Source organism: Pseudarthrobacter albicanus (genome assembly GCF_018224015.1).
In the GTDB taxonomy this organism is placed as follows: domain Bacteria; phylum Actinomycetota; class Actinomycetes; order Actinomycetales; family Micrococcaceae; genus Arthrobacter; species Arthrobacter albicanus.
This window is the reverse complement of record NZ_JAGPOT010000001.1, coordinates 24289-47356: the sequence shown is the minus strand read 5'-3', so window position 1 is coordinate 47356 and position 23068 is coordinate 24289. Positions and strand designations below refer to the sequence as shown.

At 68.3% G+C, this 23068-nt stretch carries 20 protein-coding genes; 14 read left to right on the top strand and 6 right to left on the bottom strand.

The features are described from left to right. Nucleotides 1–40 precede the first annotated feature (40 nt). Nucleotides 41–889 (top strand): shikimate 5-dehydrogenase, encoded by an 849-nt coding sequence (locus J9611_RS00205; protein WP_307856985.1) that lies wholly within the window; start codon nucleotides 41–43, stop codon nucleotides 887–889. Between the two features lie 49 nt (nucleotides 890–938). Here the strand turns inward: J9611_RS00205 and J9611_RS00200 are convergent, their stop codons facing one another. After that, nucleotides 939–2198: a THUMP-like domain-containing protein gene (locus tag J9611_RS00200; protein WP_211876594.1), complete on the bottom strand. Its 1260-nt coding sequence runs from the start codon at nucleotides 2196–2198 to the stop codon at nucleotides 939–941. Between the two features lie 55 nt (nucleotides 2199–2253). Between J9611_RS00200 and J9611_RS22450 the strand changes: the two genes are divergently transcribed. From J9611_RS22450 to groL, 3 genes are all read left to right on the top strand, one after another. Continuing rightward, nucleotides 2254–2730: a hypothetical protein gene (locus J9611_RS22450; protein ID WP_307856984.1), complete on the top strand. Its 477-nt coding sequence runs from the start codon at nucleotides 2254–2256 to the stop codon at nucleotides 2728–2730. Between the two features lie 242 nt (nucleotides 2731–2972). Next, nucleotides 2973–3269, top strand: coding sequence for a co-chaperone GroES (groES, locus tag J9611_RS00190; RefSeq protein ID WP_211876593.1), 297 nt, complete (start codon nucleotides 2973–2975; stop codon nucleotides 3267–3269). Nucleotides 3270–3353: 84 nt separating this feature from the next. Next, nucleotides 3354–4964, top strand: a complete 1611-nt coding sequence (groL, locus tag J9611_RS00185; RefSeq protein ID WP_211876592.1) for a chaperonin GroEL — start codon at nucleotides 3354–3356, stop codon at nucleotides 4962–4964. Between the two features lie 86 nt (nucleotides 4965–5050). Here groL and J9611_RS00180 read toward each other — a convergent pair whose 3' ends face one another. Next, complete coding sequence (locus tag J9611_RS00180; RefSeq protein ID WP_307856983.1) at nucleotides 5051–6001, bottom strand: DUF389 domain-containing protein; 951 nt, start codon at nucleotides 5999–6001, stop codon at nucleotides 5051–5053. 243 nt (nucleotides 6002–6244) lie between these two features. Between J9611_RS00180 and J9611_RS00175 the strand changes: the two genes are divergently transcribed. The 3 genes from J9611_RS00175 (at nucleotide 6245) to J9611_RS00165 (ending at nucleotide 11995) form a co-directional block, all read left to right on the top strand. Beyond that, nucleotides 6245–8386 carry an acyltransferase family protein gene (locus tag J9611_RS00175; RefSeq protein WP_211876590.1) on the top strand — a complete coding sequence of 714 codons (2142 nt, stop codon included), beginning with the start codon at nucleotides 6245–6247 and terminating at the stop codon, nucleotides 8384–8386. Nucleotides 8387–8594: 208 nt separating this feature from the next. Further along, nucleotides 8595–10106: an IMP dehydrogenase gene (guaB, locus tag J9611_RS00170; protein WP_211876589.1), complete on the top strand. Its 1512-nt coding sequence runs from the start codon at nucleotides 8595–8597 to the stop codon at nucleotides 10104–10106. Nucleotides 10107–10144: 38 nt separating this feature from the next. Beyond that, entirely contained in the window at nucleotides 10145–11995 is a 1851-nt protein-coding gene (locus J9611_RS00165; protein WP_211876588.1) for an ABC transporter ATP-binding protein, read from the top strand. Between the two features lie 121 nt (nucleotides 11996–12116). Here the strand turns inward: J9611_RS00165 and J9611_RS00160 are convergent, their stop codons facing one another. Together J9611_RS00160 and J9611_RS00155 are read right to left on the bottom strand one after the other, a co-directional pair. Next, nucleotides 12117–12389 carry a hypothetical protein gene (locus tag J9611_RS00160; protein WP_211876586.1) on the bottom strand — a complete coding sequence of 91 codons (273 nt, stop codon included), beginning with the start codon at nucleotides 12387–12389 and terminating at the stop codon, nucleotides 12117–12119. Then, nucleotides 12386–13150 carry an RNA polymerase sigma factor gene (locus tag J9611_RS00155; protein ID WP_246527165.1) on the bottom strand — a complete coding sequence of 255 codons (765 nt, stop codon included), beginning with the start codon at nucleotides 13148–13150 and terminating at the stop codon, nucleotides 12386–12388. Before J9611_RS00155 ends, J9611_RS00160 begins: the two co-directional genes overlap by 4 nt. 415 nt (nucleotides 13151–13565) lie before the next feature. Between J9611_RS00155 and J9611_RS00150 the strand changes: the two genes are divergently transcribed. Next, the gene (locus tag J9611_RS00150; protein ID WP_211876584.1) at nucleotides 13566–14303 is read left to right on the top strand and encodes a hypothetical protein; all 738 of its coding nucleotides are present in this window, start codon (nucleotides 13566–13568) and stop codon (nucleotides 14301–14303) included. 157 nt (nucleotides 14304–14460) lie between these two features. On the opposite strand, the gene J9611_RS00145 is transcribed toward J9611_RS00150, so the two are convergent. After that, complete coding sequence (locus J9611_RS00145; RefSeq protein WP_307856982.1) at nucleotides 14461–15147, bottom strand: DUF305 domain-containing protein; 687 nt, start codon at nucleotides 15145–15147, stop codon at nucleotides 14461–14463. Continuing rightward, on the bottom strand, nucleotides 15144–15788 hold the full coding sequence (locus J9611_RS00140) for a thioredoxin-like domain-containing protein (protein ID WP_211876583.1): 645 nt from the start codon (nucleotides 15786–15788) through the stop codon (nucleotides 15144–15146). Before J9611_RS00140 ends, J9611_RS00145 begins: the two co-directional genes overlap by 4 nt. A gap of 277 nt (nucleotides 15789–16065) precedes the next feature. Here J9611_RS00140 and J9611_RS00135 point away from each other — a divergent pair, with 277 nt between their 5' ends. From J9611_RS00135 to guaA, 6 genes are all read left to right on the top strand, one after another. Further along, nucleotides 16066–17202 (top strand): GuaB3 family IMP dehydrogenase-related protein, encoded by a 1137-nt coding sequence (locus J9611_RS00135; protein WP_211876582.1) that lies wholly within the window; start codon nucleotides 16066–16068, stop codon nucleotides 17200–17202. Between the two features lie 72 nt (nucleotides 17203–17274). Beyond that, nucleotides 17275–19026, top strand: coding sequence for a glycerol-3-phosphate dehydrogenase/oxidase (locus tag J9611_RS00130; RefSeq protein ID WP_211876581.1), 1752 nt, complete (start codon nucleotides 17275–17277; stop codon nucleotides 19024–19026). A gap of 76 nt (nucleotides 19027–19102) precedes the next feature. Beyond that, complete coding sequence (locus tag J9611_RS00125; RefSeq protein ID WP_211876580.1) at nucleotides 19103–19591, top strand: PTS sugar transporter subunit IIA; 489 nt, start codon at nucleotides 19103–19105, stop codon at nucleotides 19589–19591. Nucleotides 19592–19650: 59 nt separating this feature from the next. Further along, entirely contained in the window at nucleotides 19651–20514 is an 864-nt protein-coding gene (locus tag J9611_RS00120) for an SURF1 family protein (RefSeq protein WP_211876579.1), read from the top strand. Continuing rightward, nucleotides 20511–21023 carry a DUF3817 domain-containing protein gene (locus J9611_RS00115; RefSeq protein WP_211876578.1) on the top strand — a complete coding sequence of 171 codons (513 nt, stop codon included), beginning with the start codon at nucleotides 20511–20513 and terminating at the stop codon, nucleotides 21021–21023. Before J9611_RS00120 ends, J9611_RS00115 begins: the two co-directional genes overlap by 4 nt. Nucleotides 21024–21236: 213 nt before the next feature. Beyond that, complete coding sequence (gene guaA, locus J9611_RS00110) at nucleotides 21237–22826, top strand: glutamine-hydrolyzing GMP synthase (protein ID WP_211876577.1); 1590 nt, start codon at nucleotides 21237–21239, stop codon at nucleotides 22824–22826. The last annotated feature ends 242 nt before the right edge of the window (nucleotides 22827–23068 follow it).

Sequence of the window (23068 nt, the reverse complement as noted above, 5' to 3'; positions counted from 1 at the left end):
GCTTAGCCGGCGTTCAGCCGGGCTGGCGTTTAATGGAGCTGTGCCCATACTGAACAAAGACATGACCCTGTGCATCTCGCTCTCGGCCCGGCCGAGCAACAACGGGACGCGTTTCCACAACCACCTCTATGAGCAGCTCGGCCTGAACTGGATCTACAAGGCCTTCGCACCCACGGATCTCGCGCTGGCGATCGCCGGCGTCCGCGGCCTCGGGATCCGCGGCTGCGCCGTGTCGATGCCGTACAAGGAGGACGTCATCGCCCTGGTCGACGTCATGGACCCGTCCGCGAAGGCCATCGAGTCGGTCAACACCATCGTCAACGACGGCGGCCGGCTCACGGCCTACAACACCGACTACACGGCCATCGAGCAGCTGCTGCAGCGCAACGCCGTGCCCACCTCCTCGTCGGTGTGGGTGTCCGGCTCCGGCGGGATGGCCAAAGCCACGGTGGCGGCACTGCGCGACGCCGGCTTCACGGACGTGACCGTGATCGCCCGCAACGAGGCAGCGGGGCGCGCGCTCGCCGGGCTCTACGGCTTTGCCTGGCGTGCGGACCCTTCCGCCGCGGAGGGCGCCGCCGACATGCTCATCAACGTCACCCCTATCGGTATGGCAGGGAGTATGGCAGGGAGCATGGCCGGCGGACCCGACGCCGATGCGCTGTCCTTCCCGCAGGCGGCGGTGGACGCCGCCACGGTGGTGTTTGACGTCGTCGCGCTGCCGGCGGAGACGCCGCTGGTCAAGGCTGCGCGCGCGGCGGGCAAGACCGTGATCACCGGCGCCGAGGTCGCCACCATCCAGGCGCTGGAGCAGTTCGTGCTGTACACCGGCATCCGGCCCAGCGATGCGCAGGTGCAGGCCGCCGAGGAGTTCATGCGCGCCCAGTAGCGCGGCGGCAGCTGCGGCATCAGGCCGGCAGCAACCCGGCAGCCCGGAGTCAGGCCGGGAGCTGGACGGGCTCCACCGCGATGGCCACCTTGTCCTCGCCGATCCGGGTGAGCACCAGGGTGGCCGTCTTCTTGTTTTTTCCGACGGTCTTCCCTCCGGTCTTCCCTCCCGTCTTCCCTGCGGGGAGGAGTTGCTTGCGCAGCTCTTCCGGCGTGACCGAGGTGCCGCGTTTCTTGATGTCCAGGACGCCGATGCCGTGGTCCCTGACCCAGGCTTTGAGGGCCTTGACGTTGAGCGGCATCACCTCCAGGACCTTGTAGGCCCGGGCAAACGGGGTGTCCTGCAGTTCCGGGGCGCAGATGTAGGCGATGTGCTCATCGAGCAGGTGCCCGCCCAGCGCCAGGGCGACGTCGGCCACGAGCCCGGCGCGGATGACGGCGCCGTCGGGCTCGTACAGGTACCCCGCCACGGGTCCGACCGGGGCGACCGGCCCGCCGTCGAAGTCCTCGCCGCTGGTGAGTTCCGCCGCGCCCTGCGGGCCCAGCACCAGGGCTGCCCGCCGGATGCCGGGGCGCCGCACCGCGTTGAACCACAGCGCCACCTCGGTGACGTCCCCGCCCACCGAGACCCACTGGGCCTCGCAGTCCGCCGGCACCGAGTCATGCGGCATGCCCGGGCCCATCTTCACACCCACGGCCAGGCCGGAGGCGGCCAAGGATTCCACGAAGGACAGCGGCGGGGAGAAGTCCTCCGGATCCCAGAGCCGCTTGGTGCCCGAGGTGGACGTGGTGCGGCGGGCCGGGTCCAGCCAGACGCCGTCGATCCCCTCCAGCGAAACGGAGGTGGCATCCGAGTGGACCACGGTGGCGTTCCGGAACGGGATCAGGTTCATGGTGGCGCAGGCGGCCGTGGTTTCGTCCAGTTCCACCGCCGTGACAGTGATGTCCAGGGAAGCCAGTGCCATCGCGTCGGCGCCGAGCCCGCAGCCGAGGTCCGCCACATGGGCGATGCCCGCCCCGGCGAACCGCTGCGCGTGCCTGGCTGCCACGGTGAGCCGGGTGGCCTGCTCCAGGCCGGCCCGGGTGAAGATCATCTGGCGGGCGAACTCGCCGAACTTGGCCTCGGCCCGGGTCCGGAGCCGCGACTGGGTCAGCACGGCGGAGACCAGCTCGGGGGAGTGGCCGGCCTTCCGGAGCGAGGCATTGAGCCGGAAGGCCTCGTCCTCGCGGTACGGTCCCAGCGACGCCAGCAGCTCCCACCCCTCGGGATTGAGGAGCGGGGCGATCTGGTCCTGCGGTGCGTCAGCCATGGGGACAAGCGTAGTGGAGGCGCCCTCCCTCCGGACGCCCGATAGTCTTGACGGCATGGAAGACAGCGGCGCGGAAGACAGTGGCACGGCAGGGAACGGCAGCAACGACCAGCGCAGCGACGGCGGGCTCGGCGGGCTGAACGGGTTCGACCAAAGCGCAGCGCGGCAGGACGCCGAAGAGGACCACCGCGGCCGCCGGGGGTTTGCCAGGTTTGCCCGCCCGGCGCTGATCGCCGGAAGTGTCATCGCAATCGTCTGCGTTGCACTGCTGGTCATCATCTTCTTCCTGGATTCCTTCAACGCCACCATCTATTCGGTCGGCGGCAAGGACGTCCGGGACGCTACAGAGGAAGCCCGGTCGATCCGCGACACCTACGCCGCCGCCCGCCTCGGCGGCATCATGGGCCTGGCCATCGGCGTCGTCCTCGCGGCCGCCGGGGGGCTCATGCTGTACCGCCACCGGAATGAGCCGGCCCGGGACGACGAAGCCAACGGCGAGGACGTGGATTTCGAGGACCTCGCCGGGCAGTAGCACGCGCGGGCAGCCCCCGTCCGGCACGACACGGGCGTTCATCCGGAGCGGATTTCTGGCACTCGCCTTGACCGAGTGCTAACTCCTTACATAGAGTCGTGATTAGCACTCTCCGTAGGAGGGTGCTAACACATGAAGAACTGCCCGCCAGGCTTGCTGCCGGCACCGCGACGACGGTTTGCCAGCCACGGGACCACAGTTTTACTGCCCACGAATTTGCTGACGTAGAAGGAGAGGTCCGAGTGTCGGTCTCTATTAAGCCTCTTGAGGATCGTATTGTTGTCCGCCCGCTCGAAGCAGAGCAGACCACGGCTTCCGGCCTGGTCATCCCGGACTCCGCGCAGGAAAAGCCCCAGGAAGGCGAAGTTGTTGCAGTAGGCCCCGGCCGCTTTGACGACAACGGCAACCGCGTTCCGCTCGACGTCGCTGAAGGCGACGTCGTCATCTACTCCAAGTACGGCGGAACCGAAGTCAAGCACAACGGCACCGAGTACCTCGTGCTGTCCGCCCGCGACGTTCTGGCGATCGTCGTAAAGTAACTCTCTGGACCCCGCGCCGCCGATCCGTCTGATTCACGTCTGATAGGTCTGTTGCGCGGGGTTCTGTCTTGAAAGGACAAAACCATGGCAAAGCAGCTTGCGTTTAACGACGCTGCCCGCCGGTCGCTTGAAGCCGGCATCGATAAGCTCGCCAACACTGTCAAGGTGACGCTTGGCCCGCGCGGCCGCAACGTCGTGCTGGACAAGAAGTGGGGCGCTCCCACGATCACCAACGACGGCGTCACGATCGCCCGTGAAGTCGAGCTGGACGACCCGTACGAGAACCTTGGCGCGCAGCTTGCCAAGGAGGTCGCCACCAAGACCAACGATGTTGCCGGTGACGGCACCACCACCGCCACGGTGCTGGCCCAGGCCCTGGTCAAGGAAGGCCTGCGCAACGTTGCGGCCGGCGCAGCCCCGGGCGAGATCAAGCGCGGCATCGAGGTCTCCGTGGAGGCCGTCGCCGCCCGCCTGCTCGAAAACGCCCGCCCGGTTGGCGGCACCCAGGTCGCCAACGTCGCCTCCATCTCCGCGCAGAGCGATGAGATCGGCGAGCTGCTGGCCGAGGCATTCGGCAAGGTCGGCAAGGATGGTGTGATCACCATCGAGGAATCCTCCACCACGCAGACCGAACTGGTCCTGACCGAGGGCATGCAGTTCGACAAGGGCTACCTGTCCCCGTACTTCGTCACCGACGCGGAACGCCAGGAAGCAGTGCTCGAGGATGCCCTGATCCTGATCAACCAGGGCAAGATCTCCTCGGTCCAGGAATTCCTGCCGCTGCTGGAGAAGGCGCTGCAGAGCTCCAAGCCGCTCTTCATCATCGCCGAGGACGTCGACGGCGAGGCCCTCTCCACGCTGATCGTCAACCGCATCCGCGGCACCCTGAACGTCGTTGCCGTCAAGGCACCGGGCTTCGGTGACCGCCGCAAGGCCATGCTCCAGGACATCGCGACGCTCACGGGCGCCCAGGTTGTCTCCGCGGAACTGGGCCTCAGCCTGGACACCGTCGGCCTCGAGGTGCTGGGCACCGCCCGGCGCATCACCGTCACGAAGGACAACACCACCATCGTCGACGGCGCCGGCTCGGCCGAGGACGTCGCAGCCCGGGTAGCCCAGCTGCGCGCCGAGCTGACCCGGACGGATTCCGACTGGGACAAGGAAAAGCTGCAGGAACGCCTGGCCAAGCTGGCCGGCGGCATCGGCGTGATCAAGGTCGGCGCTGCCACCGAGGTCGAGCTGAAGGAAAAGAAGCACCGCATCGAGGACGCCGTGTCCTCCACCCGCGCTGCCCTCGAAGAAGGCATCGTGGCCGGCGGCGGCGCCGCCCTCATCCACGCCCTCAAGGCGCTCGACGAGGACTCCGCCGTGCAGGCCCTCGAAGGTGACGCGGCTGCCGCTGTCGGCATCGTCCGCCGGGCACTGACCCAGCCGCTGCGCTGGATCGCCCAGAACGCCGGCTTCGACGGCTACGTCGTCGTCGCCAAGGTGGCCGAATCCGCCAACAACCAGGGCTTCAACGCCAAGACCGGCGAGTACGAAGACCTGATCGAGGCGGGCGTTATCGACCCCGTCAAGGTCACGCGTGCGGCCCTGCGCAACGCAGCGTCCATCGCGGCACTGGTCCTCACCACGGAAACCCTCGTGGTCGAGAAGCCCGCCGATGATGACGCGCACGCGGGCCACCAGCACTAAGGTGGACCACCGGCGCTAAGGCGGGCCGGCGGCGTCTTCCGGCGCCGGTTCCGGACTCCGCTTCAGGACAGGGGGCCGGGCCAGCATCAGCTGGTCCGGCCCCCTGTTTTTGTGCCGGCAGGGTCCCGGCGCTGGATGAGCCGGTAGAACACCAGCACCGCAGCGGCCGCGGCCACGATTCCCACCAGGTTCAGGAGCAGCTGGAGGGCGGAGCCGGCCGCCTTCCCGTATTCGCCCAGGACCAGCGCCACGGCCACATAGCCGGCGGCGGGAACTGTGGTCACCGAGATGAACACGCCGACCAGCGCCGCCGAGCGCCGGCTGATCACGGAGAGCATCCCGGCGGTCCCGGCCAGCACGGCGACAATCAGGGAATACGGGCCGGGGTGGTAGATGAACTCGACGGCGGAGCCCCGCTCCAGGACGTCGGCCGGAAACAGACCCAGCGGCACCGACAGCCAGGCGGCAAGGGCTGCCGCGAGCATGGCGACGGGGAAGCCGACGCCGAGGGCCAGGGCGGCGCCGCGCCCGAGCTGGCCCTGGCGCCGCACCAGCGCCACGGCCAGCGCCGCCAGCGGACCGAACTCGGGGCCCACCGCCATGGCGCCGACGATGGCGATGGGCGAGTCCGTGACGATGCCGATGGCCGCCAGCTGGGTGGCCAGCACCAGGAACGCCAGGAAGCTCCACGTCAGCCGGGAATCTTCGCCGGTCTGGCGGGACACCTCCTCCCAGATCACGGCGTCGGCGCCTTCGCCGGGAGCTGCCGCCTCTGCCTGGTCTGCGCGGGCCGAGACCACCAGCTCGGGCGTAGTGACGGAGATTGACCCCCGTTCCGGAACACCAAGGACCTGGAGTTCCTCCACCAGCCGCTCTACGGACTCCCGTGCGAGGAGAACCAGGACGACGTCCCCCGGAGGCATCACCGAGGCGCCCGGGTGGAGGGCCACTTCCGCGACGCCAAGCTGCCCGGAGCATTTCTCGACCACCGTCCCGGACAACTCGTCCGGGACGCAAATCCGCAGCTGCACGATCACAAGGCGGCCTCCTCCGACTCGTAAAAGACTAGCGGTCTTCGTCGTGGGTTCGCCGCGGGTTCCGGACATGCCCCCGGCACCGCTGGAGATGCCCCGCGCCGGGGCCGGCGGATGGACATATTCCGGTTATGCCCGGTCCCGGGCGCCAAGGCTGGGCATGTCCTCCCGGTGCGAAGAGGCCTGGGGGGGTCCGGGCCGGCGGCCGCGACGATTGGCCAGGAAAATTACGGCTCGGTAACATTGATGTTTTTGGAAACCGGCCCGAGGGGATTTTGTGTCGAACGAGCGAGCCACGGGCAGTCCGCGGACGCGGGCTCTCCCGCGCACCGGACATCCGGCTACCGCCCCGAGGTCCAGGGCCTCCGCGCCTTCGCCGTCCTCATGGTGGTCACCTACCATGTGTGGCTCGGACGGGTCTCCGGGGGCGTGGACATCTTCCTGCTCATTTCGGCTTTCCTGATGACGCTCAGCTTCGTCCGGAAGGTGGAAAGCGGCAAACCCCTCCGTCTCGTGCGCCACTGGCTGCACCTGCTCAAGCGGCTGCTGCCCGCCGTCGTCGTGGTGGTCCTCGGCGTCCTCGCCGGGACCTGGGCCATCCTTCCGCAAAGCCGCTGGCCGGAGGTCCTGGACCAGGCCTGGGCCTCCCTGCTCTACCGGCAGAACTGGCTCCTCGGGGACAGCGCCGTCGACTACTACGCCCAGGACCACTCCGGTGCCAGCCCACTGCAGCACTTCTGGTCGCTGTCCATCCAGGGGCAGGCCTTCCTGCTCTGGCCGCTCGTGTTTGCCGGCACGGCGCTGCTCCGGCGCGTTCTCCGGTGCCGGAGTGTGCCGGATGCGGGAACCGGCGGGCTGCTGGACCGGCTGCTGAACCGGCTGCTGAACTACCGGCTGCTGCTGGCGGCCGGCTTCGGCACAATCTTCGTGGCGTCCCTCGTGTACTCCATTGACCAGACGGCCACCAACCAGGCATACGCCTACTTCGACGCACGCGCCCGGCTCTGGGAGTTCGCCCTCGGCTCGCTGCTGGCGCTGGCCCTGCCCTACCTCAAGCCGGGCAAGATCCTGAGGGTGGCGCTGGGCTGGGCCGGGCTGGCCGCCATGCTCTCCTGCGGACTGCTGCTGAGCGTGGACCGTTCCTTCCCCGGCTTCGTGGCGCTGTGGCCGACGCTGGCAGCGGCAGCGATCATCGTCGCCGGGCAAAGCGGCAGCCGCCTGGGCGTGGACCGCCTGCTCAGCTGGAAGCCCCTCGTTTCCCTGGGCGACAACTCCTACGCCCTCTACCTCTGGCACTGGCCATTGCTGGTCCTGGCCCTCACCGGGAAGGGGATCACCTCCCCGAACCTGGTGCAGGGCCTGATGATTGTCGCCGCCTCGCTTGTGCTGGCCGTGCTGACCACGCGCTTCGTCGAAAAGCCGCTGCGCGAGTGGCACTGGCCGGAACGCCGCACCTGGCGCACCGCCGTCGTCATCACCGCCTGCGGCGCCCTGCTCGCGGGGCCCGTGTCCGTCTGGCAGACCCAACTGCTGGCCGAGGAGGCCGCGGCCGCGTCGCAGCCCCGGGAACTGACCCCCGGCGCCGCCGCCCTCGCGCCGGAGAATGCGGGCAGGCCGACGCCGGACGCGAAGCTCATTCCGGCCCCGGCCGCCATGAAGAACGAGTGGGCCGATATCGACGGGCTGTGCACCGGGGCCAACGTCCCCGCCGATCCCGAGCTGTCCGGCTGCCTGCAGAACAGCCCGCCGGACACCGTCACCAAGCGGATCGTGGTGCTCGGGGACTCGCATGCCCAGCAGTACATGGCAGCCCTCGGCCCGATCGCGAAGAGCCACGGCTGGGAAGTCGTGACCTTACTGAAGGGCAACTGCCGGTTCGGCGGCGAGAGCCCGGACCGGGACGCCGGGTGCAACGCCTTCAATGAGGCAAGTGCCGCGTACGTCCTGGACCACCGCCCGGATGCCGTCTTCACGGTAGCGTCGCTCACCCACATCGAGGCGCCGTTTGAAACCGAGGTGCCCGGGTACCTGGAGGGCGTCCGGCCCTTCACCGACGCCGGCATGGAGGTGGTCGGGATCCGCGACAACCCGCGCTTCGCCATGAACATGCCCGAATGCGTCCAGAAGCGCGGCCCGGATGCCGCGGCCTGCAACGTGCCGCTGCAGGAGTCCCTGGCGGCTTCCTCGCCCCTGGACGGGTACGGGGGCAAGGTGGCGGGGCTGCACCTGATGGACCTGAGCGATTTCATCTGCGCGGGGGGAACATGCCCAGCCGTGGTGGGCAACGTGTGCGTCTACAAGGACGACAACCACCTGACCAAGACGTATGTCCAGACCATGATTCCGATGTTCGAGCAGCGGCTGCTCGCGGCCACGGGCTGGAACTGAGCCGGGCCGCACCGCCGCCCGCACCCGCGGCGGCACCCGCCAGGGCGCATGCCGTACCTCACATTGCCGCCCCGGAATATGGGGATCGCCGCCGAGGTTCTACTATTTACTCAACACTTCTGCACAGGCCATGCCCGTAATGACGGGCTGGTCATCTGCTGCAATCCCTACCCGTGAAACCCCGTAACCCAAGGTAAGAGGCGCACTCATGACCCAGCCCGAACACGACCCCTTCGGCTTCATCGGCCTGACCTATGACGATGTGCTGCTTCTGCCCGGGCACACCAACGTCATCCCGTCCGAAGCGAACACCTCGTCCCGGATTTCCAAGCGCATCACGGTCCAGACGCCGCTGCTGTCCGCCGCGATGGACACCGTCACCGAGTCCCGCATGGCGATCGCCATGGCCCGCCAGGGCGGCCTCGGCGTCGTGCACCGCAACCTCTCCATCGCCGACCAGGCGGACCAGATCGACCGGGTCAAGCGCAGCGAATCCGGCATGATCACCAACCCGCTCACCATCGGCCCCGAGGCCACGCTGGCCGAACTGGACGAGATCTGCTCGCATTACCGGGTCTCCGGCCTGCCGGTGGTGGACGAGGGCATGAGGCTGCTCGGCATCGTCACCAACCGCGACACCCGCTTCGTCCCGGAGGCGGACTTCCCGATCCGCCTCGTCAGCGACGTCATGACCAAGATGCCCCTCGTCACCGGGCACGTCGGCATCAGCCGTGAGGAAGCCTCGCACAAGCTCGCGACCAACAAGATCGAGAAGCTTCCGCTCGTCGACGAGCAGGGCCGGCTCAAGGGCCTCATCACCACCAAGGACTTCACCAAGGCCGAGCAGTATCCGCTCGCCACCAAGGACGAGGAAGGCCGCCTGCGCGTCGGCGCGGCCATCGGCTTCTTCGGCGACGGCTGGGAACGCGCCATGGCGCTCGTCGACGCCGGCGTGGACGCCCTCTTCGTGGACACCGCCAACGGCCACTCCCAGGGCGTGCTGGACATGATCCGCCGCCTGAAGGCGGACCCCGCCGTCGCGCACGTGGACATCATCGGCGGCCAGGCCGCCACCCGCGAAGGCGCCCAGGCGCTCATCGACGCCGGTGCCGACGGCATCAAGGTCGGCGTCGGGCCCGGCTCGATCTGCACCACCCGCGTCGTCGCCGGCGTCGGCGTTCCGCAGATCACGGCCATCTACGAGTCCGCCAAGGCGGCCATCCCCGCCGGCGTGCCGCTGATCGCCGACGGCGGCCTGCAGTACTCGGGCGACATCGGCAAGGCGCTGGTCGCCGGCGCCGACACCGTCATGCTCGGCTCCCTGCTGGCAGGCTGCGACGAGTCCCCGGGAGACCTGATCTTCGTCAACGGCAAGCAGTTCAAGCTCTACCGCGGCATGGGTTCGCTCGGGGCGATGCAGACCCGCGGCAAGAACACCTCCTACTCCAAGGACCGGTACTTCCAGGCCGACGTCTCCGGCGATGACAAGCTCATCCCCGAAGGCATCGAAGGCCGCGTGGCCTACCGCGGCCCGCTGGCCTCCGTCGCGTACCAGCTGGTCGGCGGGCTCCGCCAGACCATGTTCTACACGGGAGCCCCGACAATTCCCGAGCTCAAGGCCCGCGGAAAGTTCGTCCGGATCACCCCGGCAGGCCTGAAGGAATCCCACCCGCATGACATCCAGATGACGGTGGAGGCACCCAACTACGGTTCACGCTAGCCGGCACCGCCGCCACCCGCCGGGACTAGGCTGAAACCATGTCCGAACCCCTGCCCGCGCGCGAGCCCCGGCGCAAGCTTGCGCTGAGGCCGTACGCGCGGGCCGTGGCGCAGGTGCTCCGGGTCAGTTTCCGGGCCTCGCCCTCCGCCGTCGTCATGAAGGTCGCCGGGTCGCTGATCTCGGCCGTGCTGCCGCTCGTCACCACCTACTTCGCCGCGCTCACCACGACCTCGTTGGCGGCGGCGTATGCGGGCGACGCCGCGGCGGGCCGGCAGGCGATCCTGTACGTCGTCATCACCGCCGCGCTGGGGCTGTTCTGGGGCGCCTTCAGCAGCGTGGACCGCTACATCCAGCAGCTCATGAGCTTCCGGGTCGGCGCGATCGTGGGCGACCTGATGTACGAGCGTTTCCTGGCCCTCGAGTTCTGGCGGTACGACGATAAAGAGACCGTCGACCTCTACGACCGGGCCAAGCGCTTCTCCGATTCCTACGCCCGGGTGCTGGACCGCATCGCCGCGATCTTCACCCAGCTGGTCTCGGTGATCCTGGCCATCGGTGCGCTGCTGCTGGTCAGCTGGTGGATCGCGGTGATCGTCCTGGTCGCGATCGTCCCCAGCGTCTACCTGCAGTTCAGGCTGTCCCGCGAGCAAATCGCGCACTGGAACACCCAGGTCGATTCGCGCCGGCAGCGCCGCATGATCGAAACCAACCTGCTGCGACCGCAGCACATTGCCGAGATGCGCCTGTACGGGATCGTCGGCCACCTGATGGGGCTGCGCTCCCGGCTGCGGGACGCCGACGAGAAACGCCGGCTGGACTTCCAGAAGCGCTACATCCCCAAGCAACTGGCCGCCGATGCCCTGCAGTACGGCGCGGAGGTGGTGTCCCTGATCTGGGTGGTGGGCCAGATCATCGCCCGGGCCCAGCCCGTCGGGCAGTTCCTCTACGTCCAGCAGATCGTCAGCCGCGCCCTGTCCACCGCGAACAGCCTGGTCTCCTCGCTCAGCTCGATCGACGAGGACCTGGCGAACCTCAAGGACTACGAACTGTTCATGGCCCTCCCTGTCCCTGCGGAGCATGCCCCGCCGCTGCTGCAGGCCCCGACGACCGTCGAACTGCGGGACATCCGGTTCACCTACACCGGCAGCGAACTCGAGGTCATCAAAGGCATTTCCCTGACCATCCGGGAAGGCCAGCACATCGCCATCGTGGGGGAGAACGGCGCTGGCAAGTCCACGCTGATCCGGATCCTGGCCGGGCTCTACAGGCCGGATTCCGGGCAGGTGCTGCTCGACGGCGTCGACCTCGCCGCCGTCGACGTCAAATCCTGGCACCGGCATCTGGCGGTGCTCAGCCAGGAGTTCCTCAAGTATGAATTCGCCACCGCCGCGGAGAACATTTTCTTCGGCGACGTCGATGCGCCGCGGGATGACGCCCGGATCCGCGGGTCCGCCGGTGACGCGGAGGCCCTGGACTTCCTCACCAGGCTGCCGAACGGACTGGACAACCACGTCAGCAACTGGATGGAGGACCCGCGCGGCCGGAAGGGCAGCGGCCTCTCCGGCGGCCAGTGGCAGCGGCTCGCCATGGCCCGGAACTTCTACCGGAACGCCTCTTTCATGGTCATGGACGAGCCAACCTCGGCCATCGACGCCCTGGCCGAACACCGGATCTTCACCCGGCTCTTCGCCGACCGCAGCAGCACGATCATCGCCATCAGCCACCGGCTGGCCACGATCGAGAAAGCCGACGTGGTCTACATGCTCGAGGACGGCAGGGTCGTGGAACAGGGCACGCACAGGGAGCTCGTGGCGTTGCGGGGCCGGTATTTCCGGATGTTCGAATCGCAGCTTAGCGTCGTGGAGACCGGAGACATCAGCGCCGAGTGACGCCGGCGGTTATGCGGCTCCCGGTAAGTGGGCGAGCTGTGGATCCAGGTCCGCCGGCTCCGGCAGCGGCGCCGCGGTGCCGGCAGTCCGGGCCCCGTGCCTACCGGGGGCTCGTTACTTGCTACCCGGCCGTGAGGCGGCGCAGCCCGGGGCCCGGATCAAGGCCCTCATCCTCCGCTACGAGGAGCAGCAGGGACCGGGCCTCCTCGCCGCAGGCGGCACACCCGATCAGGTGGGCGCGCATCGCCGGCATGGGCGCGGAACTGCCGGCCAGCAACCGCTCGACATACGCATCAATCTGCTCGAAGCAGTCATCGCACGAAAGCCACGGCTCGGCGGCCAGGGTCAACCGCTCGGCTGCCTGATCCGTCAAAGCGCGGTGCGGTTTCGTCATGGGATCACCTCCTCCGCGCGGGTTGGCACCAGATAACCGGCAACCGTCAGGTGCGTGCGGAGCCGCCCCCGGGCATCGTGGAGCGTCTTGTACAGGGCATTGCGCGTGGTGCCCAGCCTGTCTGCGAGGACATCAAAAGGAACGTCGTCAACGAGAAGCGCCAACACGACCCTGCGCTGATGCTTGGTCAGCACCTGGTCGATGGCGGCGCTGACAGCGTTGGAGAAGTCGGCTGCCTCGGCCAGCTGCTCGGGGGAGGTCCCGACGGCGGCCGGCTCGGGCATCGATTCCAGCGGCACCTCGCGGTTGTGCCACAGATTGCGGCGGACCTCGACGGCGGCGTGCAGGATGCCGAATTTGTACGCCCAGGTGGTGAACTGGCTCCGGCCCTGGAAGCTGGACAGCTTGCCCAGCACTGCGACCATGGCTTCGTCCGCCGCCTGGTTGACAATATCTTCCCGGCGAGCCTGGCCGATGGCGGGCAGCCTGGCAAACATCTGCGACACCTGGTGGCGGGCGGCCTTGAGGAGGAGTCCGTGCAGCCTGGCCAGGGCGTCGTCGCGGCCGGGTCCCGGCGAGCTGAGCAGCTCCACCCAATCGTCGCGGACGCGTTCCGTCCGCACCGGGTCCGCATCCGCCAGCTCGGGGCCGTCCAGGAAAGCCATCGGATCACTCCCGCCAGCCAGGGTCAGGGAACGGTCCGAGGATTCGGGCCGCCAGTTCCGGCGGGCAACCCCGGTCCACCAGATTGAGCAGTGCATGAATGTCAGCCCCGGGTGTTCCTGCCAGCAGATGCGCGAGCCTATCAGGAAAGCCTGCCGACCGCAGCAGCTTCCGGCGCCAATCGACGGTACTGTTCCGGCCGCCGGGTTCCGGGTGGTGGATTACCCCGTCGTCCGGGCAGGAAGCCGGGGGCACCGCATGATGGTTTCTCATAACTGGTGAGTGTCATCGGGCAGCCGCCGTCTTACCGGAAAAGTTGAACGCATTTCCTGCAGCCCGGGCCCCGGTTCCCCGCACGGTGCCGCGGTCCGCCTCCGGTAAGATCCGGCGCCGGGCGGCCACTAAGTAGCCATGGACGTCTTCGCCCAACCGGCATCCCGGAGCAGTGCCAGCCATTCGCGGGCCACCCCGGAGGCGCCGGCGTTTCCGCACGGTAAGACAGGAAGACATGTCATGAGCTACTTCGCTTCTCGTCCGCGACGCCTCTGGAGCTCCTTGCCGCTGGCGGTGCTGGCCTTGCTGGCCGGTCTGTTCATCGCCTACTCGCCGGCGCAGGGCCTGCAGCCGGCCGCCGGCGCCCAGGAGGTGCCCGCCGGTGCCCTGGCCCACGGGCACTCCGCCGGCGCTGACGCCAATTCCGGCAGGATTCCCGCTGCGCAGGCTGCCGTCCGCCAGGGCATGCGCAGGCTGTGGGCGCAGCACATGGAGTGGACGCGGCTCGCCGTCGTCGACTTCGCGTCCGGTTCCGCCGGCTTCCCCACCACCGCCTCGCGGCTGCTGCAGAACCAGGCGGACATCGGCAACGCCATCAAGCCCTTCTACGGCAGCGCTGCCAGCGACCAGCTGACCACCCTGCTGAAAGCACATATCACCGACTTCGTGGCGCTGTTCCAGGCGGCGAAAGCCAATGACCCAGCAGCCCTCAAATCGGCAACCACCGCCGTCCATGCGAACGCCCAGGAGATCGCCGACTTCCTCGCCAAAGCCAACCCCAGGTTCTGGCCGCAGGAGCACATGCGGGACATGATGAAGGGGCATATTGACCAGACCATCGTGTACGGCAGCGACGAACTGGCCGGGAACTACGCCCACGGCATTGCCGCCTACGACCAGGCGGAGGCCCACATGATGATGATGGCGGACGAGCTCAGCACCGGCATCATCGGCGCCTTCCCGAACAAGTTCCACTGACGGAAGGCTCCGCGGCGGGCCGGTGGCGGTGCGGGACCACCGGCCCGCCGGCCCGCTGAGGCCCGGCGGTCACTGGCGGCTCCGCAAGGGCTGATCAGCGGCCGCGGTGCAATGCCCGAAAGAGGGTTATCTGGCCGGGATCTTCCCGCTGTCCCGCCTACCGGGCCGTGAGGAGCTCGAACATGTAGTCGATTTCCGACTGCTGGGCGGTGACGACCGACCGCGCCAGGGACGTCACGGCCACGTTGTCGCTGCGGTCCAGGACGGCCCTGGCCATGGCCACCCCGGCCTGGTGGTGCCGGATCATCAGCTCCAGGTAGAGGCGTTCGGCCGCCGCGCCGGTGGAGGCTTCGAGAGCCGCCAGTTCCGCAGGGGTGGCCATGCCGGGCATCAGGGTTTCCGTTGTGGGCGTGGAGGCGTCCGCGCCGCTGCCGTGCGCAGCGTGGCCGCCGTCGTGCGCGGAGGGGCCGCCGCCGTCGGTCATCCACGCCATGGCGGGCGCGGTGGACGCCTGCGGCAGCCCCCAGACGGAGAGCCAGCCGAACATTTGTCCGGCCTGCTGCTGCTGCGACCGGGCGATGTCATACGCGAGCCGGCGGATGTCCGGGTCGTCCGTGCGGTCCCGGACGAGCATGCTCATTTCCACCGCCTGCAGGTGATGGACCTGCATGTCCCGGGCGAAGCCGGCCTCGACGGTGCCCCCAGGGGGGAAAGCAGAGGCCGGTGCGCTCAGGCGGCCCAGGGCCCAGCCGGCGAGGATAGCGAGCACGACGGCGGCGAGGACGGCCAGCGGCCGCCGCACCCGGCTCCCGGCCGTACCGGCGGCGGCAGCCTCTGCGCTCACGCGATGCGGCCGGGCGCGTTGATGCCTCCCGTGCAGGCGGCACCGGGTTCGGGGGCATTCGATGACTGCCAGAACTTGGAGACGAAAGCCTTGATCCGCTCGTCGGCGGGGGAGTCCACGCCGACCTGGGCGCCCCAGGCGGACAGCATGATCGGTGCGGCGGTGCCTGCCAGCGGTGAGAGGACGGTGTAGGTGCCGGGCAGCGCCTTCCGCAGGTTCTCAACCTCGGCCCCGGAGACGGCGGCCGGGTCATAGGTCACCCAGACCGCGCCGTGCTCCAGCGCGTGGACCGCGTTCTCGGCCGGAACCGGCTGGGAGTAGACGCCGCAGTTAAGCCAGGCGCTGGCATGGTCTCCGCCGACGGCCGGGGACTGCGGATACGTCACCGGGGTGGACACATGGTTGGCGGTCAGGTTCTCGAACGTCTGAAGCCCGGCGATCTGGATGCTCGCTGCCGGGGGCGGGGGCGGATCATTGATCAGCGCGACCGCGACCAGGGATCCCACCAGCGCCACGGCCACGGTGCCGCCGCCGGCCCAGAGCAGCTTGCGCTTCCGTGATTGCCGGGCCTGCGCCGCTTTGACGCCTTCGAGCCGGGCCGCCGCTTCCTGCCGCGCCTGTTTTGCCGTGTTGCCGCTCATGAAGATGGTCTCCCTACCCGCTGCGTATTATTTGAACGTTCAACTCTGGATCCTATCGTCCGCGCGGGTAGCGGAGAAAGCCGCCGGTCCCGCGGGCCAGTGGGCGGCGATTTTCCGGAGATGGCCGCTAAACGGCGTCGTATTCCGGCCCGATGCGGCAATTGGGTGTGGCCTGCCCCCGGCTGGCAGAGGATGCGGCCGGCCCGGGGCAAGGGCATTGCGGGGCAGTCGGGCGGGCCATCGGGATCAGGCCCCCCGGCTGGGATAACCTAGAGCAGTGACTTACGAGATTGAGATTGGCCGTGGCAAGCGTGGGCGTCGTGCCTACTCCCTGGATGACATTGCGATCGTCCCCAACCGACGTACGCGTGACCCCAAGGACGTATCCGTCTCGTGGCAGATTGATGCCTACCAGTTCGACATGCCGGTGATCGCGGCGCCGATGGATTCGGCAATGTCGCCGGAAACCGTCATCGCCCTGGGCCGCCTCGGCGGGCTCGGTGTGCTCGACCTTGAGGGCCTGTGGACCAGGTATGAGGATCCGCAGTCCGTCCTGGACGAGATCGCGGGCCTCGCGGATGAGACCAACAGCCCGGCCGTCACCCGCCGGATGCAGGACCTCTACCAGGCACCCATCCAGCCCGGGCTGATCACCTCACGGCTGGCCGAGATCCGCGCCGCCGGCGTCACCGTGGCCGGCTCGCTGACCCCGCAGCGGACCCAGGAACACTACAAGACCGTGGTTGCCGCCGGCGTCGACATCTTCGTGATCCGCGGAACCACAGTCTCCGCCGAGCACGTCTCGAAGGACCACGAACCGCTGAACCTCAAGCAGTTCATCTACGAACTCGACGTCCCCGTGATTGTCGGCGGGGCGGCGAGCTACACCCCGGCGCTGCACCTCATGCGCACCGGCGCCGCAGGCGTCCTGGTCGGCTTCGGCGGGGGAGCGACCACCACCACCCGCCGCGCCCTGGGCATCCACTCGCCGATGGCCTCCTCGATCTCCGACGTCGCCGCCGCCCGCCGCGACTACATGGACGAGTCCGGCGGACGCTACGTCCACGTCATCGCCGACGGCGGCATGGGCGCCTCCGGTGACATCGTCAAGGCCATCGCGATGGGCGCCGACGCCGTGATGCTGGGCAGCGCCCTGGCCCGGGCCGAGGAGGCCCCCGGCAAGGGCTGGCACTGGGGCCAGGAAGCGCATCACCTCGAACTTCCCCGCGGTGACCGGGTCAACGTCGGCACCGTGGGGCCGCTCGAAGAGGTGCTCTTCGGGCCGGGCCACAACACGAACGGCACGTCCAACCTGATCGGTGCGCTGCGCCGTTCGATGGCGACCACCGGCTACTCGGACCTGAAGGAATTCCAGCGCGTCGACGTCGTCGTGTCGCCGTACGCAGGCAACTGAACCCCCTGCCCATCCGGGGCACTTGGACGTAGTCTGGTGCCCTACGAGGTTTGATCCGGATGGAGGCGTGACATGGACAGTTTTCCCGGCGGTTCTCCCATGGCCGGTGGTGCCCTGGGGCCCGCGGAACGTGAAGCTTCAATCGCGGTCCTCAAGGGCACGACGGAACCGGGCAAGGAACTCGACATCCTGATCGTGGGCGGCGGCATCGTCGGCGCCGGCTCGGCCCTGGACGCGATCACCCGGGGACTGAGCGTCGGGATCGTGGAGGCCAACGACTGGGCCGCGGGCACCTCCTCGCGGTCCTCGAAGCTGATCCACGGCGGCCTGCGCTACCTGGAGATGCTCGACTTTGGCCTGGTCAAGGAGGCCCTCCACGAGCGCGGCCTGATCCTCTCGGTCCTCGCCCCGCACCTCGCCCGGCCGGTCCCGTTCCTGTACCCCCTGACCAAACCCTTCCTCGAGCGCCCCTATGTGGGCGCCGGCATCGCCTTGTACGACGTCATGTCCATCACCGGCGGGCACAGTCGCGGGGTGCCTTTCCACAAGCACCTGAGCCGCCGCGGGACCCTGCGTGCCGCGCCGAGCCTCAAGGACGACGCCTTCGTCGGGTCCATCCGGTACTACGACGGCCAGGTCGATGACGCCAAATACGTCGCCAACCTGGTCCGCACCGCGGCGCACTACGGCGCCCACGCGGTGAACCAGATGTCCGTGGTGGACTTCCTGCGGGAAGGCGAACGCGTCGTCGGGGCCAAGGTGGTCAACCACGAGGACGGCTCGACCTTCAAGATCCGGGCCAAGCAGGTCATCAACGCCACCGGCGTCTGGACCGACGAGACCCAGGCCATGGTGACGGACCGCGGCCAGCTCAAGGTGCGCGCCTCGAAGGGAATCCACCTCGTGGTGCCACGGGACCGCTTCCAGTCGACCGTGGGGCTGATCCTGCGGACCGAGAAGTCCGTGCTGTTCGTCATTCCCTGGGGCCGGCACTGGATCATCGGCACCACCGATACCGACTGGCACCTGGACAAGGCCCACCCGGCGGCGTCCAGCAAGGACATCGATTACCTCCTGGAGCATGTGAACAAGGTCCTCAAGCGCCCGCTCACCCGCGAGGACGTCGAAGGGGTCTACGCCGGCCTGCGTCCGCTGCTGGCGGGCGAGAGCGAATCGACGGCGAAGCTCTCCCGCGAGCACGTCGTGGCGCATCCGGTGCCGGGGCTCGTCGTCGTGGCCGGCGGCAAATGGACCACCTACCGGGTGATGGCCAAGGATGCCGTGGACGAGGCGACCCGCAGCATGGACGAGCGCGTCCCGCCCAGCTGCACCGAGTCCATCCCGCTGCTCGGTGCCAGCGGCTTCAAGGCCGCCTGGAACAGGCGGAACCGGATGGCCGACGAGACCGGCGTCCACGTGGCGCGGATCGAACACCTGCTCAACCGCTACGGCTCCATGACCCCTGAAGTGCTGGCCCTCATCACCGCAAACCCCGAACTGGGAGAACCGTTGCCGGGCGCCGATGACTACCTCGGGGCCGAGGCCGTGTACGCCGCCTCGCACGAGGGCGCCCGCCACGTGCAGGATGTGCTGACCCGCCGTACCCGGATTTCGATCGAGGCATGGGACCGGGGTGTGTCCGCTGCCCCCGTCGTGGCTAAACTGATGGGGGATGTTCTCGGCTGGAGCGAGGCGCAGCGCGAGGGCGAAATCAAGCACTATCTGGCACGGGTCGACGCCGAACGGCTGAGCCAGCAGCAGCCGGACGACGAATCCGCCGACGCCGCACGGCTGGGCGTGGAGGACATCGTTCCGTTGCGTTGACCGGCTGTGCCGGCCTGTTGCGCTGATCCTCTGCCTGCTGCGGGACTGCACCGATGCCACTTCGAAGGGACACCACTTGGCGGAACCACTGGACCGGTATGACGCCGAACTCACCACCCCCGAGATGGTGATCCTGGAGCTTGACGCTACCGACAAACTCGACGCCACGGCCCAGCTCGCGGAACGGATGTATGCCGCGGGCCGGATCTCCGATCTGGAGGGATTCCTCCGGCAGGTCAGCTCCCGCGAGCATCAGCTCGCCACCGGGCTCCCGGGCGGGATCGGGCTGCCCCACGCCCGCAGCGAACTCGTTTCGCGGACGTCGATCGCCGTGGGCGTCACGAAGTATGGCCGGTCCCTCGACTTCGGCGCCGCCGACGGCCCGGCCACGGTCATCCTGCTGATCGCGACCCCTGCCAGCTCCTTCTCCGACCACCTTGAGGTGCTCGCCACGCTGGCCCGCTCGCTGTCCAAGGAATCGTTCCGCGAGTCGCTCCGCCGGGCCTACGACGCCGAAGTGATCGCCGAACTGATCAATTCAAGCCTGGTCTTCTTCGACCACTGAAGATTGGGGCAGCAGGGCCCGTTTCGTTGTTCTACACGCCGACGAAGTACGGTTAAGGGGTGCTGAAAACCGCCCTGAAACCCCGCTGGATCGCAGGACTTGTGTTTGCGATCGCCATTTCAGGGGTCTTCGTGCTGCTGAGCCAGTGGCAGTTCGGCCGCTCAACCCAGGCGGAGGCTCCGGCCAGCACCACGACCGAGGAGGTCAAACCGCTCACCACGGTCCTGCAGCCGGGTGACTTCTTCCATGGTTCGGTCGCCGACCAGATGGTCTCCGCCACCGGCAGCTACGATCCGCAGAAACAGGTCCTCGTCCCGGACCGCTTCGACGACGGCGCGAAAGGCTACTGGGTAGTCTCCGCCTTCGCCGTGAAGGACGCCCCGGTCCTCACCGGCTCGGGCGCCTCCGCCCAGACCTGGATCCCGGTGGCGCGGGGCTGGGTAGCGGATCCGGCGGACGCCGCGGCGCCGCCGTCGGGCACCATTGAACTGACGGGAAGGCTGCTGCCCTCCGAAGCACCCCTGCCGAAGACCGATCCCGGGCCCGGACGTGCCAGCGCGGCCTCCGTGGCGGAACTGATCAACGTCTGGGACGTCACCAGCTACCCCGGCTTCGTTGCAGCGGCCTCCGAACGGGCCGGCAGTGCCGAGGTCGGCGCGGCTGCGTCCGCCGGAGAGATCAAACCCCTTCGGGTGGGGCCCCAGCCCCCTGCGCAGAAGGTCAACTGGCTGAACCTCTTCTATTCCGTGGAATGGGTTGTTTTCGCCGGCTTCGCGCTGTTCATCTGGTGGCGCCTCGTGAAGGATGACTACCGCCGCACCCTTGAGGACGCCCTCGACGCCGAAGAGGCGGCGGCCGCCGGAGAACCTGCCGGCACGAATTCCAGCAATCGCAACCCAACAGACCCGAAGGTGCAATCATGATCGAGCCCCAGCCGGCCGTCCAGCCGCAGCCCGCCAACGGAACGGGAACCGCGCCGGGTAAGAAACGCCGCTTCGGCGGTACCGGGGCCCAGATCCTCTCCGCTCTGAAGTTCTACAAGGTCCTGGCCTACCTGACGGGCTCCATGCTGCTCCTGCTGTGTGCCGAGCTGATCACCCGGTACGGCTTCGGCCAGTACCTCTTCGCCGGCGGCACCAACGCCGTCACCGGCCAGCCCCACGGCTTCGGATTCGGCGACGCCGAGCCGGCCGGGGTCATCGGCGGGCTGAACCTCTCCGTCACGATCCTGATCGTGCACGGCTGGATGTACGTCGTGTACCTCATTTCCAACTTCCGCCTGTGGTCCCTCATGCGCTGGCCGTTCGCCAAGCTCATCACGATGGCGCTCGGCGGCGTCGTTCCGTTCCTGTCCTTCTTCGTCGAGAAAAAGTTCCACGCCCAGGTCGAGGCCGAACTCGCCGCGAACCCGCAGGCGCCGCAGCGCTACTGAGCTTTCAGTCCCAAGGCGCCGGACGCCGTCGGACACCAAAGTGCAGATCAGGGCGCTTCGGGGCGCCCGATCCGCCCTGATCTGCCCGCGGCCGGTCCGACCTTGCCGGGGCGGCGCGCCCCTGACGTGAGTTCGCTTACCCGGGGCCGGAATACGGGCCCGCTTCCGCGTCCCGAGGTGCGGCCGGGCGGCGGCGCAAAGTACGCTGGGAGGGTGACTACTCCCACTGCATCCCAGACGTCCCACAAGCCCGTCCTGGTTGTTGACTACGGTGCCCAGTACGCGCAGCTGATTGCCCGCCGCGTCCGGGAAGCGAATGTGTATTCGGAAGTCGTTCCGCATACCTACAGCACCGAGCAGCTGCTGGCCAAGAACCCCGCCGCCATCATCCTCTCCGGCGGCCCCGCCAGCGTGTACGCCGACGGCGCACCGAGCGTGGGCGCGGACCTGTTCGAGACCGGGATCCCGGTCTTCGGCATCTGCTACGGTTTCCAGGCCATGGCCAACGCCCTGGGCGGCACGGTGGCGCGGACCGGACTCCGCGAATACGGCGCCACCGAGACCACCATCCTCGGCGAAGGCCGCTCGGTCCTGGAAGGCATGCCCCAGCACCAGAGCACCTGGATGAGCCACGGCGACTCCGTCCACGATGCCCCTGAGGGTTTCGAGGTCCTCGCGACGACGGCGGGCGCCGACGTCGCCGCCTTCGCCAACGAGGAAAAGCGCCTCTACGGCGTTCAGTGGCACCCCGAGGTCAAGCACTCGGCCTACGGCCAGGAGGTCCTGGAGAACTTCCTGTTCAAGGGTGCCGGGCTCGAACCGAACTGGACCGCGGGCAACATCCTCGAGGAGCAGATCGGGCGGATCCGTGAACAGATCGGCGGGGACCGGGTGATCTGCGGACTCTCCGGCGGTGTTGATTCCGCCGTCGCTGCAGCCCTCGTCCAGCGCGCCGTCGGCGAGCAGCTGACCTGTGTCTTCGTGGACCACGGCCTGCTGCGCGAAGGCGAAGCCGAGCAGGTGGAACGCGACTTCGTCGCCGCGACGGGCGTCAAGCTCTACGTCGCCAACGAGCAGGAGCGCTTCCAGGCGGCACTCGCCGGCGTCAGCGACCCGGAAACCAAGCGCAAGATCATCGGCCGCGAATTCATCCGCGCCTTCGAGGAGGCCGAACAGGCCATCATCGCCGAGGCGGCCGCGCACGGCGAGAAGATCAAGTTCCTCGTCCAGGGCACGCTGTACCCCGACGTCGTCGAATCTGGCGGCGGCGAAGGTGCGGCCAACATCAAGAGCCACCACAACGTGGGCGGCCTGCCGGAGGACCTGCAGTTCGAACTCGTCGAGCCCCTGCGGGCCCTGTTCAAGGACGAGGTCCGCGCCGTCGGCGCAGAGCTTGGCCTGCCGCAGGAGATCGTCGGGCGCCAGCCGTTCCCCGGGCCCGGCCTCGGCATCCGGATCGTCGGCGAGGTCACCAAGGAGCGGCTGGATCTGCTGCGCAAGGCGGATGCGATTGCCCGCGCGGAACTGACCGCCGCCGGTCTGGACGACGAGGTGTGGCAGATGCCGGTGGTGCTGCTGGCGGATGTCCGCAGCGTCGGCGTCATGGGCGACGGCCGCACCTACGGCCACCCGATCGTGCTGCGGCCCGTGTCCTCCGAGGATGCCATGACGGCCGACTGGTCGCGGCTGCCGTACGATCTGCTGGCCAGGATTTCCAACCGGATCACCAACGAGGTGGACGGGGTCAACAGAGTGGTGCTGGACGTGACCAGCAAGCCGCCGGGAACCATCGAGTGGGAATAGCGTTGTGAAGGGCCGGCCTCCTTTGAGGCCGGCCCTCCCGCTGCCGTGGAGTATCTTCGAATTCGGGTTCAATTTGCCCCGCGCCAGTGTTGCGGTGTCTCACCGGCGCCGGATTCGGGCTACTCTCGGATGCATGCCCGTATGGTCCAAGGCGTCCCGCGCGAGAACAGAAAACGCAGACAGAAAACACGCAGGCAGAATAAACGCAGGCAGAGAAAACGCGAGCAGAGAAAAGAAGGCAG